The organism is Pseudomonas sp. R84 (genome assembly GCF_009834515.1).
Lineage (GTDB): Bacteria > Pseudomonadota > Gammaproteobacteria > Pseudomonadales > Pseudomonadaceae > Aquipseudomonas.
Genome location: NZ_CP019426.1, coordinates 3,405,835 through 3,428,751 on the forward strand (window position 1 = coordinate 3,405,835; position 22,917 = coordinate 3,428,751).

Below are 22,917 nucleotides of genomic sequence, written 5' to 3' on the forward strand. Positions count from 1 at the left end.
GCCATGAGCGACCCGAACCTGCAGAACTTCATCGACCTGTCCGCCACGCTCACCGGCCTTGCGGCCGACAAGCTCGCGCCGTCCGTCGACCCGATCAACCTGCCTCCGCTGTTCTTCGCCACCGCCCAGCAAGGGATGGGCACCGTAGCGTTCAGCAACCTGCTGGAGCTGTACGCCAGCCTCAAGAGCCAATCAGATCAGCAAATCGCCAGTCTCAAGAGCCAGTCAGAGCAGGAAATCGCCAGCCTCAAGGGCCAATCAGATGAGCAAATCGCCAGCGCCATACGCGGCCATTCGGATCCGCAGATCGCTCAAGGCGCCCGCTCGATCATGAAGCTGTGGCTGCTCGGCAGCTGGTACCAGCCTTATGACCAAGGCAACGCCAAAAAGGGTTCTATCCGCGTGGTTTCCGACCAGGCCTACAAGGAAAGCTGGGCGTGGAAGATCGCCCAGTCCCACCCCATGGGCTACAGCCAGTACCATTTCGGCTACTGGGCCGAACAGCCACCGACCCTCAAGCAATTCACCGGTGTCGACGCCAAGGAAGGGCAGCAGCCATGAGCAATCTAAAAACCCAGAACATCGAAACCGCCGATGTGATCGTCGTCGGCGCCGGTATGGCCGGCAGCGTCATGGCCTATCAGTTGGGCCTGGCCGGATTGAAAGTGCTGGTGCTCGAGTCGGGCCCGGCGATTCCACCTAACCGCAGCGAGTACCTGGAGCGCTTCTACACCGCCGTGCTCAAGTCGCCCGAGTCGCCATACCCCCCCGAGCAGACCGAGCAGACCCCAGCCACGCAGTTCGCGCCACGGGCGACCATCCAGGACCTGATTACCGCCGGCAGCGAAGAAGAGAACAAGGCGCAGAAGAGCTACCTGGTGCAGCAGGGGAATCTCCTGTTCGCCAGCACCTACGAGCGGGTAGGCGGCGGCACCATGTGGCACTGGATGGGCACAGCCCTGCGCCTGTTGCCCAACGACTTTCGCATGCGCACTGCGTACAACGTCGGGGTCGACTGGCCAATCAGCTACGACGACCTGCAGACTGCCTACTGCCGTGCCGAGGAAGAGATGGGCGTGTCCGCCGATGTCGCCTCGCAGACCTACCTGGGCGTGACCTTCCCCAAGGGCTACGAATACAGCATGCACGGCATCCCGCCGTCGCTGGTCGACCAGGGCCTGAGCAAGAATGTCACGGGCAAGGTTTACCAGAGTCCGGAGAAGGCCCCCGACGGCAAGCCTTACCCGGGTGTCACCCTCAACGTCCGGCAGACCCCGGCCGGGCGCAACTCGCAGAACGACAATGGCCGCCGGGTGTGTGCCGGCAACACCAGTTGCACGCCGATCTGCCCAATCCAGGCCAAGTATGACGCCACCGTGACCATGGCCAAGGCGTTGGATACCGGCAACGTACGCATCCTCTACCAGAGTGTGGCGAGCAGGGTGAAGGTCGATGCCAGCGGCGTCACCGGTATCGAGTACATCCAGTACCAGAACGATGGCACGCGCCAGAACGGCGAGGCTCAGGGTAAACGCTACGTGATCGCCGCCCACGCGATCGAAACGCCGAAACTGCTGCTCAACTCGGTCAGCCCGGACAGCCCCCACGGCGTCGCCAACAACAGCAAGCAGGTCGGCCTGGGGTTATCCGACCACCCGGTTTACCTGGCCTGGGGTCTGATGCCCGAAGGCAAGCCGTTGTTCCCGTTCCGCGGGCCACTGTCCACCTCGGGGATCGAGGACATGCGCGATGGCCCGTTCCGCAGCCAGCGCGCCGCCTGGCGTATCGAGATCGGCAACGAGGGCTGGAACTGGTCGGCGAATGATCCGTACAACACGGTCTGCGATTTCATCGACGGCAGCAACAACGGCGGCGCTAATCCCAAAGGTCTGGCGCTGTCCGGCAAGGCGCTAGTGCAGCAGCTCAACAGCGTGCTGACCCGTCAGTTCCGCCTGGGATTCTTGGTCGAGCAGTTGGAGAAAGACCCAGACGAGCCTGCCCGCCCGGGGAAGCCACCCAAGGCGATCTGCCAGGTGGAGCTGTCCAAGACGCTCACTGATGGCCTGGGCCTGCCTCGGCCGCAGATCACCTACAATTTCTCCGAATACACCAAGGAGGGTTTCAAGCAGGCGCGCCTGGCCGCCACGCACATCATCACCGAGCTGATGGGCGCCACCGAGCTGACCGACCTGAACCCCACGCTCAAGACCGGTTCGCAAACGGTGTTCGAGTACGACCACCAGAACTACACGTTCTTCGGCGCTGGCCACCTGATGGGCACCTACCGCATGGGCTCGGACCGCAAGAATTCGGTGGTGGACAAGGACCAGCGCACCTGGGACCACTCCAATCTGTTCCTGGTTGGTGCCGGCGTATTCCCCACCAGCGGCACTGCCAATCCGACCTTGACCATCACCGCGCTGACCTTCCAGGCCGCCGACGTAATCGCCAATGATCTGATCAAGCATACCGTGCAGGTGCAGGCCAACCAGGCCTGGCAGGGTACCGGTGTGCAGGTCAACGGGCAGAGCTGGCAACTGGCGGTGTGCACCGGTGGGGAGTGGACGGCCAACCCGGACACCGGGAAGGTCAGCGCGGCGGGCAATCCGAGGTTGATCGCCAAACCCGGCTATACCTTGCCCGGTCAACCAGAAGGAGCGTTGATCGGGCGGATCGGCACCAGCGGCGTGCCGTTCCTGGTCGGCAACCAGGCGCAATTGCCGCGTGGCCAGCAGGGAGAGTTGCAATTGTGCATCAATGACGACCTGGACGGGCGTTTCGGGGCTGGGCTGAGCGATAACCAGGGCAGCCTGTCGGTGGAGGTGCGTTTCGGGGCGGTGTAGGCCCTGTCATACCAACCCCACAGCGCTGCGGCAATGCCGCAGTAGTGTGGGGTTGCTCTCTCTGGCCAGATGAATCAACAACTCTTAAAGCTGCTTCGTATCGCTATCTCCCACCGAGACTCCCTCCCCCATCGACGCTGATCACTTGGCCCGTTACGAAGGATGCCGCCTCGCTGAGCAGGAAGGTAATCAGCGAGGCCACTTCTGATGGCGTTCCCAGTCTTTGCATCGGAATCGTGGAGAGTATCTGACGCTCGCCCTCTCTGCCCACGGGTCGGTTTTTTCGGAAAAGCTCGGTGTCTATCGGGCCAGGTGCGACCGCATTGACCGTAATGCCAATGGGCGCCAGTTCAAGTGCCCACGTACGCGTGACACCCACCAATGCGCTTTTTGCGGCCGCGTAAGCGGTTCTGTCCCGGGCTCCAAAAATGGCTCGGCTGCAGACATTCACGATGCGTCCTGCAGAAGATCGCTTGAGAGACGGCAGGCAAGCCTGGGTGACTTGTACCGAGGCTCTGACATTCAGGTCAAAAACGTTTTGGAGTGTTTCGAGTTCAAGCGTTTCCAGGCTTTGCGGAGATGCAACGCCTGCGTTATTGACGACGGCATCAATAGAAGTCCGCTCCAGGAGTTTCTCAAGCATTTCCCTCGTTTGTTGAGCATCGCTTAAATCACAGAGCAACAGCTTTCCGGGAAAATCATTAACCGGATGCCTGGCAATGCCGACCACATTCCAGCCTGCCTGATTCAACTGAGTACTGAGTGCGAAACCGATTCCTTTGGTTGCACCCGTGATCAGTGCGGTTCGGCGGTTGTTCATGATTACCCTCTCATCATCCGATGCCAGACCTATTGATAACACTTTCAGAACCCTATCCGACAGACAGGCTTTTCCTGGTATTCGAGACACGATCTCGAGGCGGCTCGTCCAACAGCCGTTTATATTCCCGGCCAAATCGATGGGCGCTTTCATCGAAGCTGGCTACGCCCAGGCATCAAAGCTTTTTGCTTTGAAGCCAGTTATCAATGGCAACAACGAGTCCTGACTTGCATTCCAGCGGCAGCCAGTGCGCGCCTGGCAGGCTCGTTATGGTGAGGTCTGCACAAGCCGCCCGCATCGGGTCGCCCAATCGATTGCCGTTGATGTTGTTCATCTGATCGTAGTCGCCGTTCACAAACAGCACAGGCAATGACAACCTGCCGCCATCCGGTGCGCGACGAGCGTAGGCGATGTTGGCGTCATCGTTTAGGTACCACGCGCAGGAAGAGCGGAAGCCTCGCTCCTCGAATGCCTGCAGCAGTGCGGAGAAGTCCGTCACTGGCCAGAGCGCCAGATCAGGCTGCATAGGCGGCGCACGATGACTGACGCCGAACCGCCCTCCTTTGCGTGTCACTTCGGCATTCGACGCGACCTTGCCAATATTCGCCGGGTCTCCTCGTCGATAAATCGAAGCCAGCGATGCCGCTTTGTCCGCGTCCAGATCAGCGACGGCGGATGTGAAGTGCGTGTTGTAGTAGCGGTAATAGTCCCATTGACCATCAGGATACTGATTGGCTGGATAGATCGCCCGGTCAACCAGTGGAATCAGCGTCGACAAAGCGTTCGTGTCGGGGAAATACGGCACGGAGATCAGCACCACGCCACGACTGCGCTGTGGTTCATGAGCCACCAATTCACCGGCCACTACACTGCCCCAGTCGTGGCCAACCCAGATGGCGGGCTTGCCGTCGAGATGGTCATGAAGTTCGGCCATGTCCGCCACGATTTTTTCCATCGTATATTCGCGGGTGGATTCTGCCGCGGCAGAACGGCCATAGCCGCGCATATCCGGTGCAACGCAGTGCCAGCCTTTTGCAGCGAACGCTTCCATCTGCGCGCGCCAGACCAGGCTAATCTCCGGCCAACCATGCAGGAACATCATCAGCGGCCCGTCGTCTGGCCCGGACTCCAAATAATGCGTCGTATGGCGCGGGGTACTGAAAGTGCGTGAGGTCAGCGTGAGTGTGGACATGAGAACTCCCCTGCTTGATGTGACCTTCTCAGAGGAAGTTTGCGTTCAATCAGATTGAGCGCCTCCTTCCAAAATCTCAAACCCATCATCAATGGGAGCATATCCGACAACTTTTCTGCTCTGATCAATAGAGAGGCGCTTATAGCGGTTATCTGAGACCCCATGGATAACGTGAAACCCCTTTAGCTCGGCTTCAACGCAATTATTGAGTAGCGCGACAACATCTCTAAAACTGATGAAGGCGGCGACGTCTCTGGGACTGTGGGTCTCCCCTTGTTGAAATTTGGCTACGTTGGCAATACGGACTGCGATGGTCGTCATCTGTCCGTCGTTTGCATACATCGAAGCCAATGCTTCTCCAAACGCCTTGCTGACGCCGTAAAGATTGCCTGGTTTAGGTGCCATGCATTCCTGTACCTGAACATCCGTTGGATATCCTTCGATCACTTGGGCACTGCTCGCAAATATGAAGCGCTCGCAGCCTTGCGCCTTTGCGGCGAACAGCATGTTGTAAGTGCCCACGATGTTCACTGGAAGCAGTGAGGCCATGAAATCGGCGTCTGGGTCAGGGTCAGCAGCTAGATGGATGACGGTGTGGATACCTTCGCAAGCTCGAAGGCAACTGGCTTGATCCGTGACATCCAGAGCGAAACGCTGTGCCGAGTCCGGAAGTGCTGTTACGTCTAGATCGGCCAAACGCAAATCGGATTGATCATCGCGCTCTTGCCAGAAAGCAGTGCCGATTTTTCCTGCCGCACCTGTGACGAGGATTTTTCCTGAGCTCATTTCGGCATGTCCTTATGGTAAATGTCACGCTAGCCTCCCAGCCTTTTGAGCGGTCTACAACCTCTGATCCAATCAGCAACCCGCCAGCTCGCGTCGGGCTGCAGCCCTCAATTTCACGCTGCAGTCTGCCGAGACTCACTCCTCACTCGGGTCATAACTGTTCACATTGGGCACTTGCAGGTGCAGGCGCCCAAGCAAGTCAACCAACGTGTCGACCTCAGCCGGGGTCAATCCGCTGAGCAGACGCGACTCACGCTCAAGTGCGACTTTGAGCACGCGGTCATGCAGTTCTTTGCCGCTGGCCGTCAATCGCACGGTGTAACGCCGTGCATCTTTGGGATCCAGCTGACTGGTGATCCGCCCCGCCGCTTCCAATGTCTGCAACGAACGGCTGACAGCGCTCTTGTCGAGACCGATCGCCTGGCAGATTCGATTGGCGGTGATGTCGGATTCAACGGCGAGCATTGAAAGCATCCGCCATTCAACAACGCCGATGCCGAAGTGTTTGCGATAGCACTGGGAAGCCCCGGTGGCGAGTTTGTTCGCCAGGAATGTCACCAGGCCAGGTACATAACGCGACAGGTTCAGTTGTGTATCGGTAGGCATCGAGAAAACACCGTAGATCGAAGATCTTGCAATTTGGTTGACACCGCAACTAAATTATCTGAGGATTCACTCAGCCCAGTATTGCGGACAATGCGCCGCATGATACGCCGTAGCACAACCTCAAAAAAATAATTAACAGGTCTTGCTTATGAACGCTCCCCAACTGTGCCCTTCCCTGGCGCCCTTGATTACCCAGCCTTTCTACTTCTTCTTGCCTGGCTGATTCGTCACCCGCAAGCCCCTTTCGTTTTTCAGCAGCCACTTCAATGTGGAGGGAGAAGTCATGCTTCAAGTCAACGTCACCCGCAAGGTCGTCGAGGCCGAGGGCATCTGCAGTTTCGAGCTGTGCGCAGTGGACGATAAGCCGTTACCACCGTTCAATGCCGGTGCTCACATCGACATCCACATTGCCGGCGGCCTCACCCGGCAATACTCGCTGTGCAATGATTCCCGAGAACGTCATCGCTACGTGATCAGTGTGCTGAAGGACCCCGCCTCGCGCGGCGGTTCCACTGCGATGCACGACACCATCAGTCAGGGACAGACACTCAGCATCAGCGAACCCCGCAACCTCTTCCCAATCGCCGATTCAGCGAAGCGTCACCTGCTGTTCGGCGGCGGTATCGGCATTACGCCGATGCTGGCAATGGCCCATGAACTCCATCATCAAGGCGCGGATTTCGAACTGCATTACAGCTTCCGATCCAGCAAGCGTGCCGCGTTTATCCAATGGCTCAAGCAAGCGCCTTTCGCCAACGACGTGCACTTGCATGACGACAGCGGATCGCCCGAACAGAAACTCGATGCAACCGCCCTCCTCGCCGTGCCCGAGACCGCGACTCACCTCTACGTGTGTGGCCCGGCCGGCTTCATGACTTTCATCCTCGACACCGCGCAGGCCGCTGGCTGGCCCGAAGATCGCGTGCACAGAGAGTTCTTCGCCGCCGCACCTGTCGATGCAAGCGCTGCTTCGCCTTTCGAAGTTCAGCTGGCGAGCACAGGGCAGATTTTTTACATCCCCGCCGATCGCACCGTTTTCGAAGTGCTCGATGAGGCCGGGATTGCCATCGAATCATCCTGCGAGCAAGGCGTCTGCGGCACCTGTGTCACGGGCTTGCTCGAAGGCATTGCCGATCATCGTGATCAGTTCATGACGGCTGCAGAACACGCTGCCAATGACCGTTTCACCCCGTGCTGCTCACGTGCCAAATCGCCCCGGCTGGTATTGGACCTTTAACCTGAACCGAGCATCGACCGTTCGCTGGAGAACATCATGACTACCGCTGCCCAGCCTCTCGCCCATGAAATTGCCCCGGCCACTGCGCCGAGTTTTCCTCTCGATCAATGGTACGTCGCAGCCTTGAGCCGGGAGTTGAAAGACCAACCCCTTGGCCGCACGTTGCTGAATAAACCAGTGGTGCTTTTTCGCACGGCAGATAACCAGGTCGCCGCGCTGGAAGACCGCTGCTGCCATCGTGCATTGCCCCTGTCTGGCGGCACTGTGGAAGCACGCGGTTTACGCTGCGGTTACCACGGTCTGCTATTCAATGAAGGCGGGAAATGCATCGAAATTCCGGGACAGGACAAGATCCCCAGCAAAGCCAAAGTCCCTGCCTACCCAGTCCGAGAGCAGGATCAGATCATCTGGATCTGGTTTGGCAGCGCCGAGCATCCTGAGCCGACATTCGCGCCACCGGTCTACGACGTGCACAGCAGCGGTAAATACCTGTTCGACGGTGATGTCTACCACTACGACGCGCCCTATCAACTCATCCACGACAACCTCATGGATCTCAGTCATCTGGGCTACGTCCATTTGCACACCATTGGCGGCAACGCCAGCATTCATATGAACGCGAAGATGAACGTCGATGGTGATGACTCAATGGTTCGCGTGGTTCGTCATATGCCTGACTCCGTTCCGCCGCCGACCTACACCGCGGCCTACCCGTTCAAAGGCAACATCGACCGCTGGCAGGAGATCGAATTTCACTTCAATCACCTGCGCATCTGGACCGGCGCGATAGACGCGGGCACGGACGATCTGAACAACCCGGATCGGGGCGGTTTTCATATGCGTGGCTTTCACGGCGTGACACCGGAAACGGACACTTCAAGCCACTATTTCTGGACCATGGCCACCAACCCTGAACATGACCCCGAGGCCGTCACAGCCAAAGTTCTGCATCAGACGCGATTGACGTTCGATGAAGACAAAGTGGTGATCGAGGCGCAGTACCAGAACATGTGCCGGTTTGGTACGCGCCCGATGATTGATATTCACGTCGACGTCGGTGCCAATCGAGCCAGGAGAATCATTGAGCGACTGCGCAACCCAACGAGTTGATGGCCGCAAAACAGTGGCGGCGGCAAACGCCGTCCACTGTGTTCAAAGCCTGCCGTTCTCTTACTGTCGTTAAAGGAATGCCTCGAACAGCCTGATCACTCCTCGAAAATAGCCACCGCGCGCACAAAACCTGCAGACGCATGGCGGATCTTGTAGGGAAAGCACGACACCGTGAAACCACTCGTAGGCAGGGACTCAAGGTTGGCCAGTTTTTCCATTTGCCCGTAGCCGATATCGCGCCCGGCCTTGTGGCCTTCCCAGATGATCGAGGCATCGCCGCTGGCGGCAAAACGCTCACGGGTGTATTTGAACGGCGCGTCCCAGCTCCAGGCATCCGTGCCGACCACGCGCACGCCGCGTTCCAGCAGATACATCGTGGCTTCGCGTCCCATGCCGATGCCAGCATCGAGGTAACCCGGCTGACCGAACAGCGCACCGGCGCGTGTGTTGATCAGCACGATATCAAGTGGTTGCAGCACATACGAGATACGCGCCAGTTCCGCTTCAACCTCTTCTGCCGTGACCACGTGACCGTCAGGCAAATGGCGAAAATCCAGTTTGACCCCCGGCTGCAAACACCAGTCCAGCGGCAACTCATCAATGCCAAACGCCGGCTCGCCGCCATCGGTGGTCGAGGCGTAATGCCACGGCGCGTCCATGTGGGTACCGCTGTGGGTGGTGATCTGCAAGCGCTCGGCGGCCCACGACTCATTGCCGGGCATTTGCTCAAGCTGCAAACCCGGGAACATCGCCGCCATCTCCGGCCAGCCTTGTTGGTGATCCATGTAATCGATCTTCGGCAACAGCGGTGGCGGGTCTGTGTACGGGTTGTTATCGAGGGTCACCGAAAGGTCGACCAGACGACGTTTACGCTGGATGGGCTGTGACATGAGGCGTATCTCCGTTCAACGGCAGAGGCCGATAAGGGGCTGGGTTGAGGGCGTTGCGAATAAGCGTGGCGACGTTGCCGTCATGGTTGAAGCCGGCAGCGCGGGCCTGTGGGGTTTTCAAGGGCGGCATGCGCCCGAACAGGGTTTCGAGGTCAAGTTCAGCGGCGAAACTGATCAGCGCACGGCGTTGCTCGCCGTAAGTTGCCGCCAGCGCATCGATGACTTGGGCGATGGACAAATGCAGCACCGGCAGTTGCCAGACCCGCTGTTGCGCGGCGGCGTCATCCAGTTCGGCGGCGTGGATCAGGTTGTTCACGCAACAGCGCGCCGACATCCACCACGCCGTAGCCTGCGGCGACACCGGGCAGCAATACTCAGCGCCCTCGGCGAAGGCACGCATCAAGTCGCTCATGAAGGCCGAGCGCAAGCCGTTGGGTTCACGCGGGCGCGCGACAATGCCCGGCAGGCGCACCGCGCGTCCATCGACTTCAGCGCGCCGACCCAGATCGATCAGCGCACGCTCGACCATCATCTTGTGTGTGCCGTACGACAATTGCGGGTGCAGTTCAGCCTGCTCGTTCATCTTTGCCGGCAGATCAGCGCCGTACACCGCGACGCTGCTGGCATACACCAGCACCGGAGGTCGCGCCTTGTTGCGCAGTTGATCAAGCAGTTCGAGGCTGGCCAGCAGGTTGACCTGATAACCCGATTCGTAGTGCGCCTCCGCTGCTCCGCCGGGAATACTGACCAGGTGAAACACCACATCAATGCCATCGGCCAAGACCCGGCGCATCAACGCTGCATCCGTCACGCTGCCGCTGTGCCGCCGCAGGCGGGGATCGTCTGGCAGGCCTTGGACATCGGTGTCCAGCACCAGCAACGAACGAATGACTTGCCCGCGCAAACTGCCGCGCGCGAGCAGACAACGCAGCAGTTCGCGACCGACAAAGCCATTGGCTCCGGTAATCAGTACACGCATGGGCGTTCCTTAGCCGTTGGCTTTGACGACGCGTTGATCGATCGCACCAAACAGTGATTGACCATCGCTGCCAGTGACGTCCATGCGCACGCGATCGCCGAAACGCATGAAACCTGTCACCGGCGCACCCTGCTCGATCATCTCAATGGCCCGACGTTCGGCGATGCACGCCGAGCCGACGTTGCGCTCGGCGTTCGACACCGTGCCGGAACCGATCAGCGTGCCGGCGCGCAGGCGACGGGTCAGGGCCGCGTGAGCGATCAGCTCGCCAAAATGAAAGTTCATCTGTGCGCCGTGCGGTTGGCCGAACCACTCGCCGTTCCACTGCACTTGCAGGGGCAAATTGACGCGACCGTCTCGCCAGGCTTCACCGAGTTCATCCGGGGTAATCGCCAGCGGGGCAAAACTGGAGGACGGTTTGGCTTGCAGGAAACCAAACCCGGTGCGCATTTCCCGCGGAGCGAGTGCACGCAGGCTGACATCGTTGATCTGCAGGATCAGCTTGATGTGCTGCAACGCGTCTTCCGCCGAACAGCCCATTGGCACATCATCGACCAGCACGACAAATTCGCCTTCGAAATCGATGCCCTGGCTTTCGCTCGGCAGTTCGATGTCATCGTGTGCGCCGATGAAGTCATCCCCGGCGCCCTGGTACATCAACGGCGTAAGGTCGGCGCCTTCAATCGGGTCGAGGTTGAACGCCTTCTGCATCAGCGCACCGTGACTGAGAAACGCCGAACCGTCGCACCATTGATAAGCACGCGGCAACGGCGCCATCGCCTGCGCCGGGTCGAAGGCAAAGGCCTCGCGGCAATCGTGGTTTTCAAGCTCACGCGCCAGGGCCTGCAAACGCGGCTCGGCTTCGCGCCAGTTTTCGATGGCGTGCTGCAAGGTCGGCGCCACCAAACGCGCGTCCAGCGCCCGGGCCATGTCGCGCGAAACCACCACCAATTGGCCGTCACGGCTAGCGTTTTTCAGGGTTGCGAGCTTCATGATTTTTCTCCCGGGCTGCTTTGCAGTTCAGCGGCGAAACGCCCGTCCAGCAGAATAAACACCATGCGTGCCATGGCCTCGGTACGGTTGCTCCACGCGTGATTCGTACCGCGTTGAACCACCACGTCGCCGCGCTTGAGGTGGACCTCTTCATCGTCGAGCACCAGCCAGACTTCGCCTTCGGTGACGATGCCGTAATCGAGGGTTTCGGTGCGGTGCATCAGTTTGTGCCGCGAGTTCGCCTGGCCGGTACCGGCATGCGCCTGGCCAATCTCGGCGAATGCGGCGGCTGCATCGGCAGCGCTGACCTGGTTCTGCACGCTGTCTGGCGGAATATCGACGACGCGAATCACACTGCCCAGCGGGCCGGGGCTCAGCTGTAAGGGTTTGCTGGTTGGATCATCGGCATTGTCGAGCAGGGCCGGACTGCCGCTGCTGTTCCATATTTCATGAAACACCGTGCCCGGCACCGCTTGCAGTGCGAAGACGTTGGTAGTTGCTGCGTGACTGGCGACGACCGCGCGGCCGTGGGCATCATGCCCGGTGACCACGCGTTTGAAAGGGGGAAGCGCTTGCATGGAATATCCTCGTTCAATGGCCGTTGCCGATGGAGTCATGACCGCCGACATGGCTGCGGGTCAACAGTCCACCGAGCCTCGGCACGGACAGACAAAACAGCGCCACGACCAGTTGCAACCAACCGATCATGGCCAAGGCTTGAGGCAACGCCGTGGAAGCCCCGGAAGTGATGGCGAGTACCACCAGCGGGCTGATGAACTCGCCGGCAAAAATCGCGGCGGTGAAGCACCCCGCCGCTCGCCCACGCTGAGCAAAACCGACTTGCGCCATGATCCACGTGATCAACGTCGGCAACATCAGGCCGATGCCCAGACCGTTGATCAAGACCGCGACCACTACTTGCGCGTGGCTGCCGGCAGCGGCCATCAACAGCCCGCCGATGCCGGCCAGGCCATAGGCAATCAGCAACACATGCTGGCTGCGCACACCGCTCAACAAGCGAAAACTCAAGGCCCCCGCGAGCACGCCGAGTTGATTGGCGCCCATGGTCATGCCGATCTGCTGCGGTGCATCCACGTGCAGCAAGTTGAGCAAGTAACCGGCCTGTACCGGCACGATGAACAGGCTCAGGCCCGCGAGCAGCGACAACGCATACAGGGGCGTCAGTGCGCGCCACGGAAAAACGCGCAGGGCTGGCACCGGCAGCGTTGTTGACGGCTCCACGCGGGATTGCGGTTCCCAGAGTTTCCACGCCATCAGCGGCAGGAAAATCAGCCCGACTGCGTACAACGCAAACGGCGTGCGCCAGTCGTCCTGGCCGAGGAAACCGCCCAGCGCGATAAACACCGCAGCGGACAGCGATGTCGCGACCATCTGCAACGCAAACAGGCGTTCACGGCGTGCGCCGCTGTAGTAGTCGCCCATCAGCGTCGTGCAACAGGTCATGATCCCCGCCTCTGCCAGACCGATACCGGCGCGGCTGGCGACAATCGCTGGCAGCGAATCCAGCCACAGCGGCAACACACCGCACAGCGTGTACAGGGCCATGCTCGCCAACAACAGCGGTTTGCGCCCGAGCCGATCGGCGATGACCCCGGCAAACGGCGCCAGTACTGCAATCATCAATGCCGGCAAGGTCAATACGATCGGCACCAGCACCGCGCTGCCCGTGACCTCGGCAAAATGTGCCTGCATGCGCGGCAATACCGGTGCGAGCAATACCGCGCCGAGCACGGGCAGACAGCTGCCGAGCAGCAACAGCAACGATTGCGTCAAACCAGCGCGACGGCCGCTGTTTTCCAATGAAGACTCAACGGCCATGACAGGTCTCCCGATGACGCGATTGAAGAACATCTACCGCCACGGCTCGCGACGGCAGGCTCAGATTGATGGCCTCCGCCGGCGTTTCTGCGTCGGTGTTCGTGTGCCGTGCAGGCAGCAGGAAGTACGCCAGCGCTGGCAACAACACCAGTGCGCCGACCATGTTCCAGACGAACATGAACGCCAGCAGTACGCCCATGTCAGCCTGGAATTTGATCGGCGAGAAGATCCACGTGGCCACGCCAATGGCGAGTGTGATGCCGGTGAGCATCACCACTTTGCCGGTGGACACCAGGGCGCGGTAATAGGCTTCTGACAGGCTCGCACCCTGGCGCAGATGACCGAGCAGGATGCTCATCACGTACAACGCATAGTCGACGCCAATGCCGACACCCAACGCGATCACTGGCAACGTCGCGACCTTCACGCCGATGTTCAGCCAGACCATCAACGCTTCGCAGAGGATCGAGGTGACCATCAGCGGAATCACTGCGCACAGCGTGGCCCGCCATGAGCGGAAGGTGATAAGACACAGGACGATGACCGCCCCGTAGACCCAGAACAGCATCTCGCGATTGGCCTGCTTGACCACGATATTGGTCGCTGCCTCGATGCCGGCATTGCCCGCCGCCAGCAGGAACTGCACATCCTTGTCGTTATTGGCGGCGGCGAATTGCTCAACGTGCTCGACCAGCCGCGTCAGCGTTTCAGCCTTGTGGTCGGTGAGGTAGGCGTACAGCGTGAGCAGGCTGCAATCCTCGTTGTACAAGCCGCGTGGCGCACTGGCGGTGATCATGTTGAGCATCGCCTGATTGTTCTGCAGCTCGTACCACTTGGCACTGCCTTCGCTGAGGCCAACCAGCATGCGGCGGTTGAGCAAGGCCAGCGAGTTGGTCGAATCCACCCCCGGCAGCGCGCGCAGTTGCCAGTCCAGCGCATCGACCTTGGCGAGGATGTCGTAACGCGCACATTGCCCGGCCGGAGTCTTGACCATCACTGCGAACAAATCACTGCTGGCGCCGTAGTGCCGGGTCAGAAAAGCATCGTCCTGGTTGTAACGTGAGTCGGCCCGCAGCTCCGGTGCGCCGGCATCCAGATCACCGATCTTCAATTGCAGGCTGACCACAAAACCCAATGCCGCCAGCGCCAGGCTGATGGCAATGCACAGGCTGGCCCAGCGACGTCGGGTAAACAGATCGAGAAAACGCCAGAAACCATGACGCCGCGCGCCGGTCTGGTCGTTCTGCTCGCTCTTCAGGCTAAGTTGCGCCGCACGCGGCGTTACGCCGACATAGGACAGCAACACCGGCAGCAGAATCAGGTTGGTGAAAATCAGCACCGCCACACCGATACTGGCGATCACCGCCAGATCCTGAATCACCTGGATCTTGATCAGCATCAGCACGGCAAAACCCACCGCGTCGCAGAGCAATGCCGTGAGCCCGGCCAGAAACAGTCGGCGAAAGGTGAAGCGTGCGGCAACGACCCGGTGCATGCCGCGACCGATGTCCTGCATGATGCCGTTCATCTTCTGCGCACCGTGGCTCATGCCGATGGCGAACACCAGAAACGGCACCAGCACCGAATACGGATCCAGTTGATAGTCGAGCAACGGCAACAGACCCAGCTGCCAGACCACCGCCACCAGCGAACAGAACACCACGAGCAACGTGCTGCGCAGGCAGCGTGTGTACCAGAACAGCACGGCGGTGGTGATCAGAATCGCGACGGCGAAGAACAACAGGATCTGCTTGAGCCCGGCAATCAGGTCGCCGACCTTTTTCGCGAAACCGGTAATGTGGATGTCGATCCGGTCGTTCTGGTACTCACTGCGCAACGCCTCCAGTTGCTCCGACAGCACCGAGTAATTCAGCGCCTGGCCGTCGGCGGTCGTTGCCAGCAACGGCACGTAAATGATGCTCGAGGTTTGATCAAACGCTACCAGTTGGCCGAGCTCGTTGGAGCGCTGCACGTTGCGGCGCAAGGCCTCGAGACTGGCCGGGGTGCCGGCGTAATCGTCCGGAATCACCGGACCGCCATCGAGGCCGTCTTCAGTCACTGCGACCCAGCGTGTTGCTGGCGTCCACAGCGACTTCATGTAGGCACGGTCGACGCCGGGCAGCAGGTAAAGCTTGTCGCTCAAGGCCTGCAAGGTTTTCAGATACTCAGCGTCGTAGATATCGCCCTGGCGATTGGCGACGACAATGCGCAGAGAGTTGCCGAGACCGCTGAGCTGCTTTTGATGTTGCAGATAATTGGCGATGTAAGGTTGTTGCGCGGGAATCATCTTTTCGAAACTGGCGTTCAGCTCGACGCGCGTGGCCTGATAACCCAGGAAAAGCGTGGTCACCAGGCACACTAGCAACACCCACAATCGGTGATTGAACAAAGTGCGTTCCACAACCGAGCCGGAGCGCGGGTCGAAACTCGCCAGGCTGGCCGTGGCGTTGTCGAATGGTTTCATAACCTCACTCCGAAGCTGTAGCAGTGGGCGACGCCAGGCGCGTCACCCCGGTGAAGCCGGCCAGCACCAGGCTGCCATCGGCGGCCTGCACGACGCTGGCAATCGGTTTGCCCAGCGGTTTGCCGAAAGGCTCTAGGGTGGGTACATCACCCGAGGTGCGAAACATTGCGCCCGCCTGATTGACCAACAACAACTGGCCGTCAGCGCTGCGGATCGCATCACTGAAGGACACCGGCATCGGTACGGGCGCGGGCACGAAGCTGTTGCCGCCGTCGATGGAAATGAACGCGTTGCCTTTCAGGCCTGCCGCCAGCAGGGTGCCGTCATCGCGTACTTGCAGGGCGAAAAAGCTGCCGCTGTACGGGCTGTCGAGCGCGACGAAGGATTGTCCGCCGTCCTCGGAACGGGCCACATAGCCTTGCTCGCCAGCGATGAACCAACGCGCGCCTTGTTGTGCGATGGCATACAGATGCGCGCCCATCGGATTGTCGATATGGCCCATCAGCGACTGCCAGCTCACGCCGCCGTCCTCGGTAGCAAACGCGAGGCCGTAGGCGCCGACGATCAGGCCGTGACGCGCATCGGTGAACTTGAGGCTCAGAAACGGTTTGTCCGCGCCTTCGCTGACCATCCGTTCGGCGGTTTGCACACGCGCCGCCGCTGCGTCGGGGTCAGTGGCTGTCGGCAGTTGCTCGCGTGCGGCGTGCAATTCCAGTTGCGCAGCGCGGTTGCCGTCCAGCTGCAAAACCCAGTTTTCGCCACCGTCGTGGGTGACCAGCACTGCACCGGCATGGCCGACCGCCCAGCCCGTGTTCGCATCGACAAATTGCACCGCCGTAAGACTGACGGAGACCGGAACCTGCGCCTGCCGCCAATTGATACCGTTGTCATCGGAGAGCAAGACGATGCCGCGTTCGCCGACCGCCACCAACCGCGCACCTGCCCGCGCCAGATCAAGCAATACCGCTTGCCGGGCCTGTGGCGCACGCATCGCCGGGGTGTGCAATACATCACCGACGGCAGCGGCCTGAGCCTGACTCACGGGTAATACGCAGGGCAGCGCCAGCAGCGCCAACAACCGCCCGAGCACCTGACAGATTCTGTTCATACCGACCTCGAAACCACCTGTGAAACCGGATCGCCACAGCGTGTCGCGATCCGGCCCGATTCAACGAACCCCGGCACCCGCCATCGCCGCTGGCGAGAATTCCGACGCCTTGTAGCGATCGACCACGCCGTATTGCTCAGGCAGACCGGTGTAGACGTTCTGGATAAACCAGGCGCCGGAGGTCAGGTCGTAGAAACCCGAAGACAGCTGCGCTTGCGCTGGCAGATCCGGCAGCACGGCTGGCAGCGACCACAAGGTTTTGGCGAGTTGGCCGTTGGCGTCCCAGCGATCGCCGAGCATCGCTTGCCAGGTATCTTCGTCGAGGTAGTAGCGGCCCTTCGGCAGTTGGTGACGCTTGCCCGGCGCGAGTTCGGCGTCTACCACCCACACGCGGTGCAACTCCCAGCGCACGTAATCAGGATTCATGTGATGGGCCAGAAACAGGTCTTCCGGTTTGCCGGCCGTCAGAACCTTGTTGGTGTTGTAGGGGATATACATTTCCTGCTTGCCGACCAGTTTCCAGTCGAAGCGATCGATGCGCCCCTGGAACACGCTCAACTCATCGAACGACATCACCCCGGCGGTTGCCGGCGTCGGTGTATCGCAGCAGGCATTCGGCAACTTGCGCACGCGGCGCTGGCCGGTCAGATAGACGTGGGCCTGGGACTTGTCGCCGTTGATATTGGTGCGGCCCATGATCTGCTCGCCAGCACGCAACGGCGGGCCGACGTTAAGCAGGCGGAACAGCCAGTAATCACCGGCGAAGCTTTCCGGCGTGCCGTCCTGGTAGTAATAAGGCATGTCCTGGATCGCCTGGCCGTCGGTGGTCATCACCTGTTTGCCGTCTGCAGTCATCAGGTAATGGCGAAAGTGCATGGCGAGTGACGTGCCGCGCCAGTTGAGGATGTGGTTCCACATGGCTTCGGCGCCGTTATGCGGAATCGGGAATGGAATACCGCCAAACGCACCTTCGGGCACCGGTCCGGCGCTGCTCTCGACCAGCTTGGCGCGGGTGGCATTTTTCAGGGTGTTGTCGTACACCCATTGCGGTGCGGCGGCCGTGCGCCGGGCCGGATAGACGTCGATGCGATAGGTGTCGGGAAAACGCTTGAACATTTCCTTGGTGCCATCGCTGAGCTTGGCGGCGTATTGCGCCAGGTTTTTCGAAGTGATGCTGAACAGCGGCTTGTCGGCCGCAAACGGATCGCCGCGCTTGCCGCCCGCTTTGTACGCCGGGTCGACCTTGGTGTAACCGCCCTGCCAGGCTGGAATGCTGCCGTCGGCATTGCCTGCGCGCTCGGCACCCATTGGCGTGAGGCTGCTCGACAGTTTGGCCGCCTCTTCTGCGGTGGCCGCAGTTGCAACCTGACTCAGGACGGTCAGCGTTCCGAGCAAGGCAAAGCACAGGGCCTTCAGCCGTGGGAAGCGATTGTGGTGGTGAGAAGTCATGCGCAAGTCCTCTTAAAACGTGGTCTTGACGGAGAAGGCGAGGTAATCCCGATCCTTCAGCGATTGCTTGTAATTGAACTGGCTGAGGCCGTTGAGGTTGGTGTCCTCGGCGCCGTAGTAATGCGTGTAGGTCAGGCCGGCCGTGACGCGATCGAGGTAAGTGGCGGTGATGCCGATGTTGATGTCGCCACCGTTGTCCGGGCCGAACGAACTGACCACCGCTGATTTGCCCAGCGGGAAATAACTGACGCCGACCGGAATGCTGATATCGATGCCGGAAAAGAACTGGCGGTAGGTCGGCGTATAGACGACTTTGAAACCGAGGCCATCATCGGTGGCGTTCGGGTCCAGCGCGGCGCGATTTTTGCTGACGCTGAGCAGGCGGTTCCACGCCACTTCGCCGACCAGTCCGGACTCTCGGGCGATGAAGTTGGGGCCAAACGATGCCAACACGTTCAGGTTGACGTGAGCGGTGCGGCCGACGGCGTAGAGCGCTTCATCATCGTTGTCGGCGACGCCGCCGGGTAGCACGGTCTGACCGTTCGAAACCAGCGGCATGTTCCAGCGCATCGACGCTTCACCGGCGAAGCTGTACTCGTTCACGGTGGTGGAAAAACTCGCGCCCAGCGCGCGAATGTCTTCGGGGTAAACCCAGTAGTACTCGCCGATCTGGCCGGTGCTGAAGTTCGGCGCCGCCGTCGACGGTTTCAGATACAGCTTCGGCGTCTTGTCGTGATACTGGATGGCGTAGAGGCCGTACTCGACGGTCTCAGCGCTGTATTTCAGTTGCAGACCGCCCTGCCCCGAACTGCGCGCTTCCTTGTCATTACCGTGGAAAAACGCGGCGGGACTGGCCGGGTTGCCGCCGAGGAATGCCGGAAACGGCGCACCGACGATCAAGCGCTCATTGCCTTCGCCAATGGTGTCGCTGGTGGAGAAATAGCTGCCGGCGGCGGGCAGTCGGGTTTCTTCCCACTCGAGTTGGTAGTAAGCGCCGAGCGATACGTCGTCAGTCAGTTGGAAGGTGCCAGACAGTTGATTGACCGGACGGGTGATTTCCTTGAACTGCGTATTAGGCACCGACTGCGCCTTGACCACGTCCACCGGGGCCATGCCACCGGCAATGCCGTTGGCGCCAAAGAACAGGCTTTCGCCCCAGATCAGACCATGACGGCCGGCGCGCACCGACGTTGCGCGGTCGGCCACTTCACCGTTCCAGTAGACGAACGCGTCGAGGATTTCGCCGTCACCACCGTGCAAATGACGGGTGTCGTCGGTGAACTCGTCGTAGCCCACGGAACGTGCGTTGGCGCGGGACGGATCGTTATTGTCGTTGTTGCCCTGGTACTCGCTGTCGTACCACGCTGCAGCGCTCAAACGTGCGCCGAAGTCCTTAAATGACAGATCCAGCTCCGAGAGGATGTCGGTGCGATTGGAGATCAGGCCTTTTTTGAACGCACGATCACCATCGTCCTGATTGAGCGCTACCTGACCCTCGGTCAATTTGCTGCTCGGATTCTGCGTGCGCCAGGCAGCGCTGTACTTGACCGTGTTGTCCCAGCGCAACTTGAAATCCGGGTTGCCAGTATCGATGTCGAAAGCCTGAGCGGCCTGGCTGCACAGCACCAGCAGCGCAGCAACGCTCAAACCAAAGGGTGCAGACGAGCAGACCGGGCGACGCGCGAGCGCCGCAGTCGTAGAACTAACCATCGCGTTAACCTCTTGTTTTTATAGTGGTAACTGCTGTGGATGCGTCGCAGGTGGGGCTTAAATCGGCTCGGCAGTGCGCGCGAGCATTTGCTTGACCAGGCCAATGCGATCGAAGGCGCGGTCGTGCTGCATCTCCTTGTCGCCGGCCAGCACCGAGCTTTCGCTGATGTATTTGCAACGCTCGAAGCGCCGCGCCATGAAGCGCTGCAGCTGCTGTTCGACGCTGGTGGCGGCGGACTGCTCGCGAGTCAGTTCTTCGCTGAGCACAATCGCGTCTTCGATGGCCATGCCGGCGCCTTGACCGAGATGCGGCGTGGTGGCGTGGGCCGCATCGCCAATCAGCAGGACGCGTCCGCGATGCCATGGCTCATCAACGAACACCACTTCCATCGGCTTGTAGACGACTTGGCTGTTGTCGGTGATTTGCTCACGCAGCTCGCCGATCAGCCCAGTAAAGCCTTGCAGGCGCTGGCGCATCTGCGCGGCCAGATCGGCAGGATCCATCCACGGATTGGACGGTTCGTGAGACGTCAGAAACAGGTACATCAAATCGCCGGCCAACGGCACCAGCCCGGCGTTGCCGTCAGCGCTTTGATAGTTGGCCAGATGATCGATTTGTGGCGCGCGGGGAAAGTTGTAGCGCCACACCGACTGACCAGTGAAACGCGGGGTGTAGGCATCGCCGAAGACCAGGCTGCGCACTTTCGAGAACAGTCCGTCGGCACCGACCACCAGGTCGTAGTGGCCGCGATTACCGTCGGTAAACAACACGTCGACCTCTGTGCCGTTGTCGTCCAGCGTTTCCACACTCAGGCCCAAACGCACGTTGGCACCGAGTTGCAAGGCGGTTTCACTGAGGACTTTATGCAGCGCCAAGCGGGAAATCCCGACGTTGGCGGGGTATTGCGGGCCAGCGAGGCGTTGACCCGGGATGCGCGCCAGTTGCTGTCCGCCCGGGCCGTAGATGGCGACGTCTTCAAACGCATAAGCGGCATCGAGATAGCCGTCGAGAACGCCTAGCTTGGCCATTTCACGAACGACGTTGCTCTGCTGAATAATCCCGACGCCATAGACTGTCCATTCGGACTTGAGCTCGATCAGGTCGACCTCGATACCTTTACGCCGCAAGGCGATGGCCGCACACAAGCCGCCGATACCACCGCCCACGATCAGAACGTTGTTCACTGCACTCATGGTGTTCTCTCTTTTTATTCTTGTGATCGATGCTGCGTCGGGCACGGCATCGTTGGATGAAGCTTCCCGGCAAAGCAGGGATTTGACTAATCGCGAGTAAGGATGCGATGTATCGCCGTACGCGATACCTCGATTTATCCCGGCAGCGGCAACCCTTCAGGCATTTGCACCAGCAGCCAGCCGTCCTTCTCGCAGCTCGGCAGCGCCTCCAGCGTCTGGCCCAGACACGGGCCGTAGATGCACTCGCCTGTCGCCGGCAGAAATTGCGCACCGTGGGCATAGCAGACGATCAACTGGCCATCGGCGGACAGGAACTTGTCCTTGCGATACTCCAGGCGCACGTCCAGATGCGGACAACGGTTGCGATAGACCCGCACCTGATGGTCATGACGCAGGGCAAACACGCTGTCGCGTCCCTGCGCCAACGGATCGAATCCGCGCGCCCGGCCCTCCTCCAATTCGTCCAGCCGACACAGTGGCTGCGAAATTGCGCTCATGATCAGCGCCGCCATCAACCGAGTTTTGGCGGCGGGCCACCGGGAGCCCATTTTTCTTTGGCGCTGAACAGGAACAGCTGCGAGTTATCCGCCGACAGCGGCGCGCGACGGGCCTCCCAGGCGTCATCGTGCTTGTCCATGTCGGCGTCGTATTCGATGTGGCAGCCCAACGGACTGTTGAAGTACCAGAACCAGTTGGAGCCAAACAGGTGACGGCCCGGGCCCCAGAAACTGGTCCAGCCTTTTTGCTCGAATCGCGTCCCGGCCAGCAGCACTTCGGTGCCACTGCCCATGTGGAAGGTGAAGTGTTCGCAGCCTTTCATGTGCGGCGGGGTCTGGATCATGAACAGGCAATGGTGATCGTCAGAGCCTGCCGGGCGCATGAACGGCCCGGCGCCAATGAAGGTGTCGGTGGTGCGAAAACCCAGGCGCTCGGCGTAGAAAGCTTCTGCTTTCGCTGCGTCGGGCACGAAATACACCACGTGCGACAAAGTGCGCGGGAAAGCGCCCATATCGAGGGTAATGCCCGGCTGGTTAAGCGGCCGCTGTGGCGCATGGCCGGCGGCGTTGGTCAGGTCATCCGGTGCGCTGTACGGCTTGCGTACGCTGACCTGAAAAGCGATCGCGAACCCCATGTCGTCGACGCTGTGCAGCACGCCGTGCTGATCACGACGGACGCTACGATCACGGGCCAGTTCATCTTCGATGGCATCCAGATCGCTGATCGCGCCGACCCCGTAGACCGTCTCGCGAATCGACGGCGCCGGACCGATCGCCGCCGGCAAATCAGGATCGTCGGCTAGACGGATAATCACGGCGGTGCCGTCCAGCGCTTCGAAACGCCCGCCGTTGCTGTCAACGCCGACCGGCGCAAGGCCGTAGTCGCGCAGGCAATCGGTGCAGGCTCGAATGTCATCGACGCCAAAAATCAGGGCATCAAGGCCAATGATGTTCATGGCTTACCACTCCATTGAAATTATGATCCGGTGACGGTCGCCATGGACGCCTTGCAGCGCGCCAAGCCTGACTGGAAACCGGTGGTGGTGTCGGCAGCAGGGCCGACTGCGGCGAAGATTGGCGCAAGGGTTGGCAGCTGACTAATCGCGAGTCGGGATGCGACCTATCGGCAAACGCGATACCTGCGACGAAGGTTGACGCGCCGATGGATTCGTTCGAATGTATTGCGAAAATAAATACAAG

The 22,917-nt window shown here is 60.4% G+C and carries 20 protein-coding genes; 4 read left to right on the top strand and 16 right to left on the bottom strand.

Going from position 1 to position 22,917, the window contains the following annotated elements; genetic code table 11:
- Positions 1-3: 3 nt before the first annotated feature.
- Both PspR84_RS15040 and PspR84_RS15045 read left to right on the top strand, forming a co-directional pair.
- Entirely contained in the window at positions 4-561 is a 558-nt protein-coding gene (locus tag PspR84_RS15040) for a sorbitol dehydrogenase (protein ID WP_160057886.1), read from the top strand.
- Positions 558-2,843 (top strand): GMC family oxidoreductase, encoded by a 2,286-nt coding sequence (locus tag PspR84_RS15045; protein ID WP_160057887.1) that lies wholly within the window; start codon positions 558-560, stop codon positions 2,841-2,843. The genes PspR84_RS15040 and PspR84_RS15045 overlap by 4 nt, the downstream gene beginning before the upstream one ends.
- A gap of 103 nt (positions 2,844-2,946) precedes the next feature.
- Here PspR84_RS15045 and PspR84_RS15050 read toward each other — a convergent pair whose 3' ends face one another.
- The 4 genes from PspR84_RS15050 to PspR84_RS15065 form a co-directional block, all read right to left on the bottom strand.
- On the bottom strand, positions 2,947-3,663 hold the full coding sequence (locus tag PspR84_RS15050) for an SDR family oxidoreductase (protein WP_160057888.1): 717 nt from the start codon (positions 3,661-3,663) through the stop codon (positions 2,947-2,949).
- Between the two features lie 175 nt (positions 3,664-3,838).
- Entirely contained in the window at positions 3,839-4,855 is a 1,017-nt protein-coding gene (locus PspR84_RS15055) for an alpha/beta hydrolase (RefSeq protein ID WP_160057889.1), read from the bottom strand.
- Between the two features lie 45 nt (positions 4,856-4,900).
- Positions 4,901-5,641, bottom strand: a complete 741-nt coding sequence (locus tag PspR84_RS15060) for an NAD(P)-dependent oxidoreductase (protein ID WP_160057890.1) — start codon at positions 5,639-5,641, stop codon at positions 4,901-4,903.
- Between the two features lie 135 nt (positions 5,642-5,776).
- A complete protein-coding gene (locus tag PspR84_RS15065; protein ID WP_077572848.1) occupies positions 5,777-6,247 on the bottom strand; it encodes a MarR family winged helix-turn-helix transcriptional regulator in 471 nt (156 codons plus the stop codon).
- 283 nt (positions 6,248-6,530) lie between these two features.
- Between PspR84_RS15065 and PspR84_RS15070 the strand changes: the two genes are divergently transcribed.
- Together PspR84_RS15070 and PspR84_RS15075 are read left to right on the top strand one after the other, a co-directional pair.
- Positions 6,531-7,484 (top strand): PDR/VanB family oxidoreductase, encoded by a 954-nt coding sequence (locus PspR84_RS15070; protein ID WP_160057891.1) that lies wholly within the window; start codon positions 6,531-6,533, stop codon positions 7,482-7,484.
- Positions 7,485-7,520: 36 nt separating this feature from the next.
- Positions 7,521-8,594 carry an aromatic ring-hydroxylating dioxygenase subunit alpha gene (locus PspR84_RS15075; RefSeq protein WP_160057892.1) on the top strand — a complete coding sequence of 358 codons (1,074 nt, stop codon included), beginning with the start codon at positions 7,521-7,523 and terminating at the stop codon, positions 8,592-8,594.
- Positions 8,595-8,689: 95 nt separating this feature from the next.
- Here PspR84_RS15075 and PspR84_RS15080 read toward each other — a convergent pair whose 3' ends face one another.
- From PspR84_RS15080 to PspR84_RS15135, 12 genes are all read right to left on the bottom strand, one after another.
- The gene (locus tag PspR84_RS15080; RefSeq protein ID WP_160057893.1) at positions 8,690-9,484 is read right to left on the bottom strand and encodes a cyclase family protein; all 795 of its coding nucleotides are present in this window, start codon (positions 9,482-9,484) and stop codon (positions 8,690-8,692) included.
- Positions 9,462-10,463, bottom strand: a complete 1,002-nt coding sequence (locus tag PspR84_RS15085) for an NAD-dependent epimerase/dehydratase family protein (protein ID WP_160057894.1) — start codon at positions 10,461-10,463, stop codon at positions 9,462-9,464. Before PspR84_RS15085 ends, PspR84_RS15080 begins: the two co-directional genes overlap by 23 nt.
- Before the next feature lie 9 nt (positions 10,464-10,472).
- Positions 10,473-11,456, bottom strand: a complete 984-nt coding sequence (locus tag PspR84_RS15090; RefSeq protein ID WP_160057895.1) for a fumarylacetoacetate hydrolase family protein — start codon at positions 11,454-11,456, stop codon at positions 10,473-10,475.
- Positions 11,453-12,034, bottom strand: coding sequence for a cupin domain-containing protein (locus PspR84_RS15095; RefSeq protein ID WP_160057896.1), 582 nt, complete (start codon positions 12,032-12,034; stop codon positions 11,453-11,455). The genes PspR84_RS15090 and PspR84_RS15095 overlap by 4 nt, the downstream gene beginning before the upstream one ends.
- Before the next feature lie 13 nt (positions 12,035-12,047).
- Complete coding sequence (locus PspR84_RS15100; RefSeq protein WP_160057897.1) at positions 12,048-13,295, bottom strand: MFS transporter; 1,248 nt, start codon at positions 13,293-13,295, stop codon at positions 12,048-12,050.
- Entirely contained in the window at positions 13,285-15,759 is a 2,475-nt protein-coding gene (locus PspR84_RS15105; RefSeq protein WP_160057898.1) for an MMPL family transporter, read from the bottom strand. Before PspR84_RS15105 ends, PspR84_RS15100 begins: the two co-directional genes overlap by 11 nt.
- A 4-nt stretch (positions 15,760-15,763) precedes the next feature.
- Positions 15,764-16,867 (bottom strand): YCF48-related protein, encoded by a 1,104-nt coding sequence (locus tag PspR84_RS15110; RefSeq protein WP_160057899.1) that lies wholly within the window; start codon positions 16,865-16,867, stop codon positions 15,764-15,766.
- Between the two features lie 60 nt (positions 16,868-16,927).
- Positions 16,928-18,316, bottom strand: coding sequence for a DUF1329 domain-containing protein (locus PspR84_RS15115; RefSeq protein WP_160057900.1), 1,389 nt, complete (start codon positions 18,314-18,316; stop codon positions 16,928-16,930).
- A 12-nt stretch (positions 18,317-18,328) separates the two neighbouring features.
- Entirely contained in the window at positions 18,329-20,026 is a 1,698-nt protein-coding gene (locus PspR84_RS15120; protein ID WP_160057901.1) for a DUF1302 domain-containing protein, read from the bottom strand.
- A 57-nt stretch (positions 20,027-20,083) separates the two neighbouring features.
- Positions 20,084-21,220, bottom strand: coding sequence for an FAD-dependent oxidoreductase (locus tag PspR84_RS15125; RefSeq protein WP_160057902.1), 1,137 nt, complete (start codon positions 21,218-21,220; stop codon positions 20,084-20,086).
- 134 nt (positions 21,221-21,354) lie between these two features.
- Positions 21,355-21,717, bottom strand: a complete 363-nt coding sequence (locus PspR84_RS15130) for a Rieske (2Fe-2S) protein (protein ID WP_160057903.1) — start codon at positions 21,715-21,717, stop codon at positions 21,355-21,357.
- A 14-nt stretch (positions 21,718-21,731) separates the two neighbouring features.
- A complete protein-coding gene (locus PspR84_RS15135; protein ID WP_160057904.1) occupies positions 21,732-22,673 on the bottom strand; it encodes a VOC family protein in 942 nt (313 codons plus the stop codon).
- Positions 22,674-22,917 lie beyond the last annotated feature (244 nt).

Coding starts and splice junctions, on each gene's coding strand:
- PspR84_RS15125 (WP_160057902.1), bottom strand. CDS start 21,220: ATGAGTGCAGTGAACAACGTTCTGATCGTGGGCGGTGGTATCGGCGGC.
- PspR84_RS15100 (WP_160057897.1), bottom strand. CDS start 13,295: ATGGCCGTTGAGTCTTCATTGGAAAACAGCGGCCGTCGCGCTGGTTTG.
- PspR84_RS15070 (WP_160057891.1), top strand. CDS start 6,531: ATGCTTCAAGTCAACGTCACCCGCAAGGTCGTCGAGGCCGAGGGCATC.
- PspR84_RS15065 (WP_077572848.1), bottom strand. CDS start 6,247: ATGCCTACCGATACACAACTGAACCTGTCGCGTTATGTACCTGGCCTG.
- PspR84_RS15130 (WP_160057903.1), bottom strand. CDS start 21,717: ATGAGCGCAATTTCGCAGCCACTGTGTCGGCTGGACGAATTGGAGGAG.
- PspR84_RS15135 (WP_160057904.1), bottom strand. CDS start 22,673: ATGAACATCATTGGCCTTGATGCCCTGATTTTTGGCGTCGATGACATT.
- PspR84_RS15095 (WP_160057896.1), bottom strand. CDS start 12,034: ATGCAAGCGCTTCCCCCTTTCAAACGCGTGGTCACCGGGCATGATGCC.
- PspR84_RS15085 (WP_160057894.1), bottom strand. CDS start 10,463: ATGCGTGTACTGATTACCGGAGCCAATGGCTTTGTCGGTCGCGAACTG.
- PspR84_RS15115 (WP_160057900.1), bottom strand. CDS start 18,316: ATGACTTCTCACCACCACAATCGCTTCCCACGGCTGAAGGCCCTGTGC.
- PspR84_RS15075 (WP_160057892.1), top strand. CDS start 7,521: ATGACTACCGCTGCCCAGCCTCTCGCCCATGAAATTGCCCCGGCCACT.
- PspR84_RS15060 (WP_160057890.1), bottom strand. CDS start 5,641: ATGAGCTCAGGAAAAATCCTCGTCACAGGTGCGGCAGGAAAAATCGGC.
- PspR84_RS15050 (WP_160057888.1), bottom strand. CDS start 3,663: ATGAACAACCGCCGAACCGCACTGATCACGGGTGCAACCAAAGGAATC.
- PspR84_RS15045 (WP_160057887.1), top strand. CDS start 558: ATGAGCAATCTAAAAACCCAGAACATCGAAACCGCCGATGTGATCGTC.
- PspR84_RS15105 (WP_160057898.1), bottom strand. CDS start 15,759: ATGAAACCATTCGACAACGCCACGGCCAGCCTGGCGAGTTTCGACCCG.
- PspR84_RS15080 (WP_160057893.1), bottom strand. CDS start 9,484: ATGTCACAGCCCATCCAGCGTAAACGTCGTCTGGTCGACCTTTCGGTG.
- PspR84_RS15110 (WP_160057899.1), bottom strand. CDS start 16,867: ATGAACAGAATCTGTCAGGTGCTCGGGCGGTTGTTGGCGCTGCTGGCG.
- PspR84_RS15055 (WP_160057889.1), bottom strand. CDS start 4,855: ATGTCCACACTCACGCTGACCTCACGCACTTTCAGTACCCCGCGCCAT.
- PspR84_RS15040 (WP_160057886.1), top strand. CDS start 4: ATGAGCGACCCGAACCTGCAGAACTTCATCGACCTGTCCGCCACGCTC.
- PspR84_RS15120 (WP_160057901.1), bottom strand. CDS start 20,026: ATGGTTAGTTCTACGACTGCGGCGCTCGCGCGTCGCCCGGTCTGCTCG.
- PspR84_RS15090 (WP_160057895.1), bottom strand. CDS start 11,456: ATGAAGCTCGCAACCCTGAAAAACGCTAGCCGTGACGGCCAATTGGTG.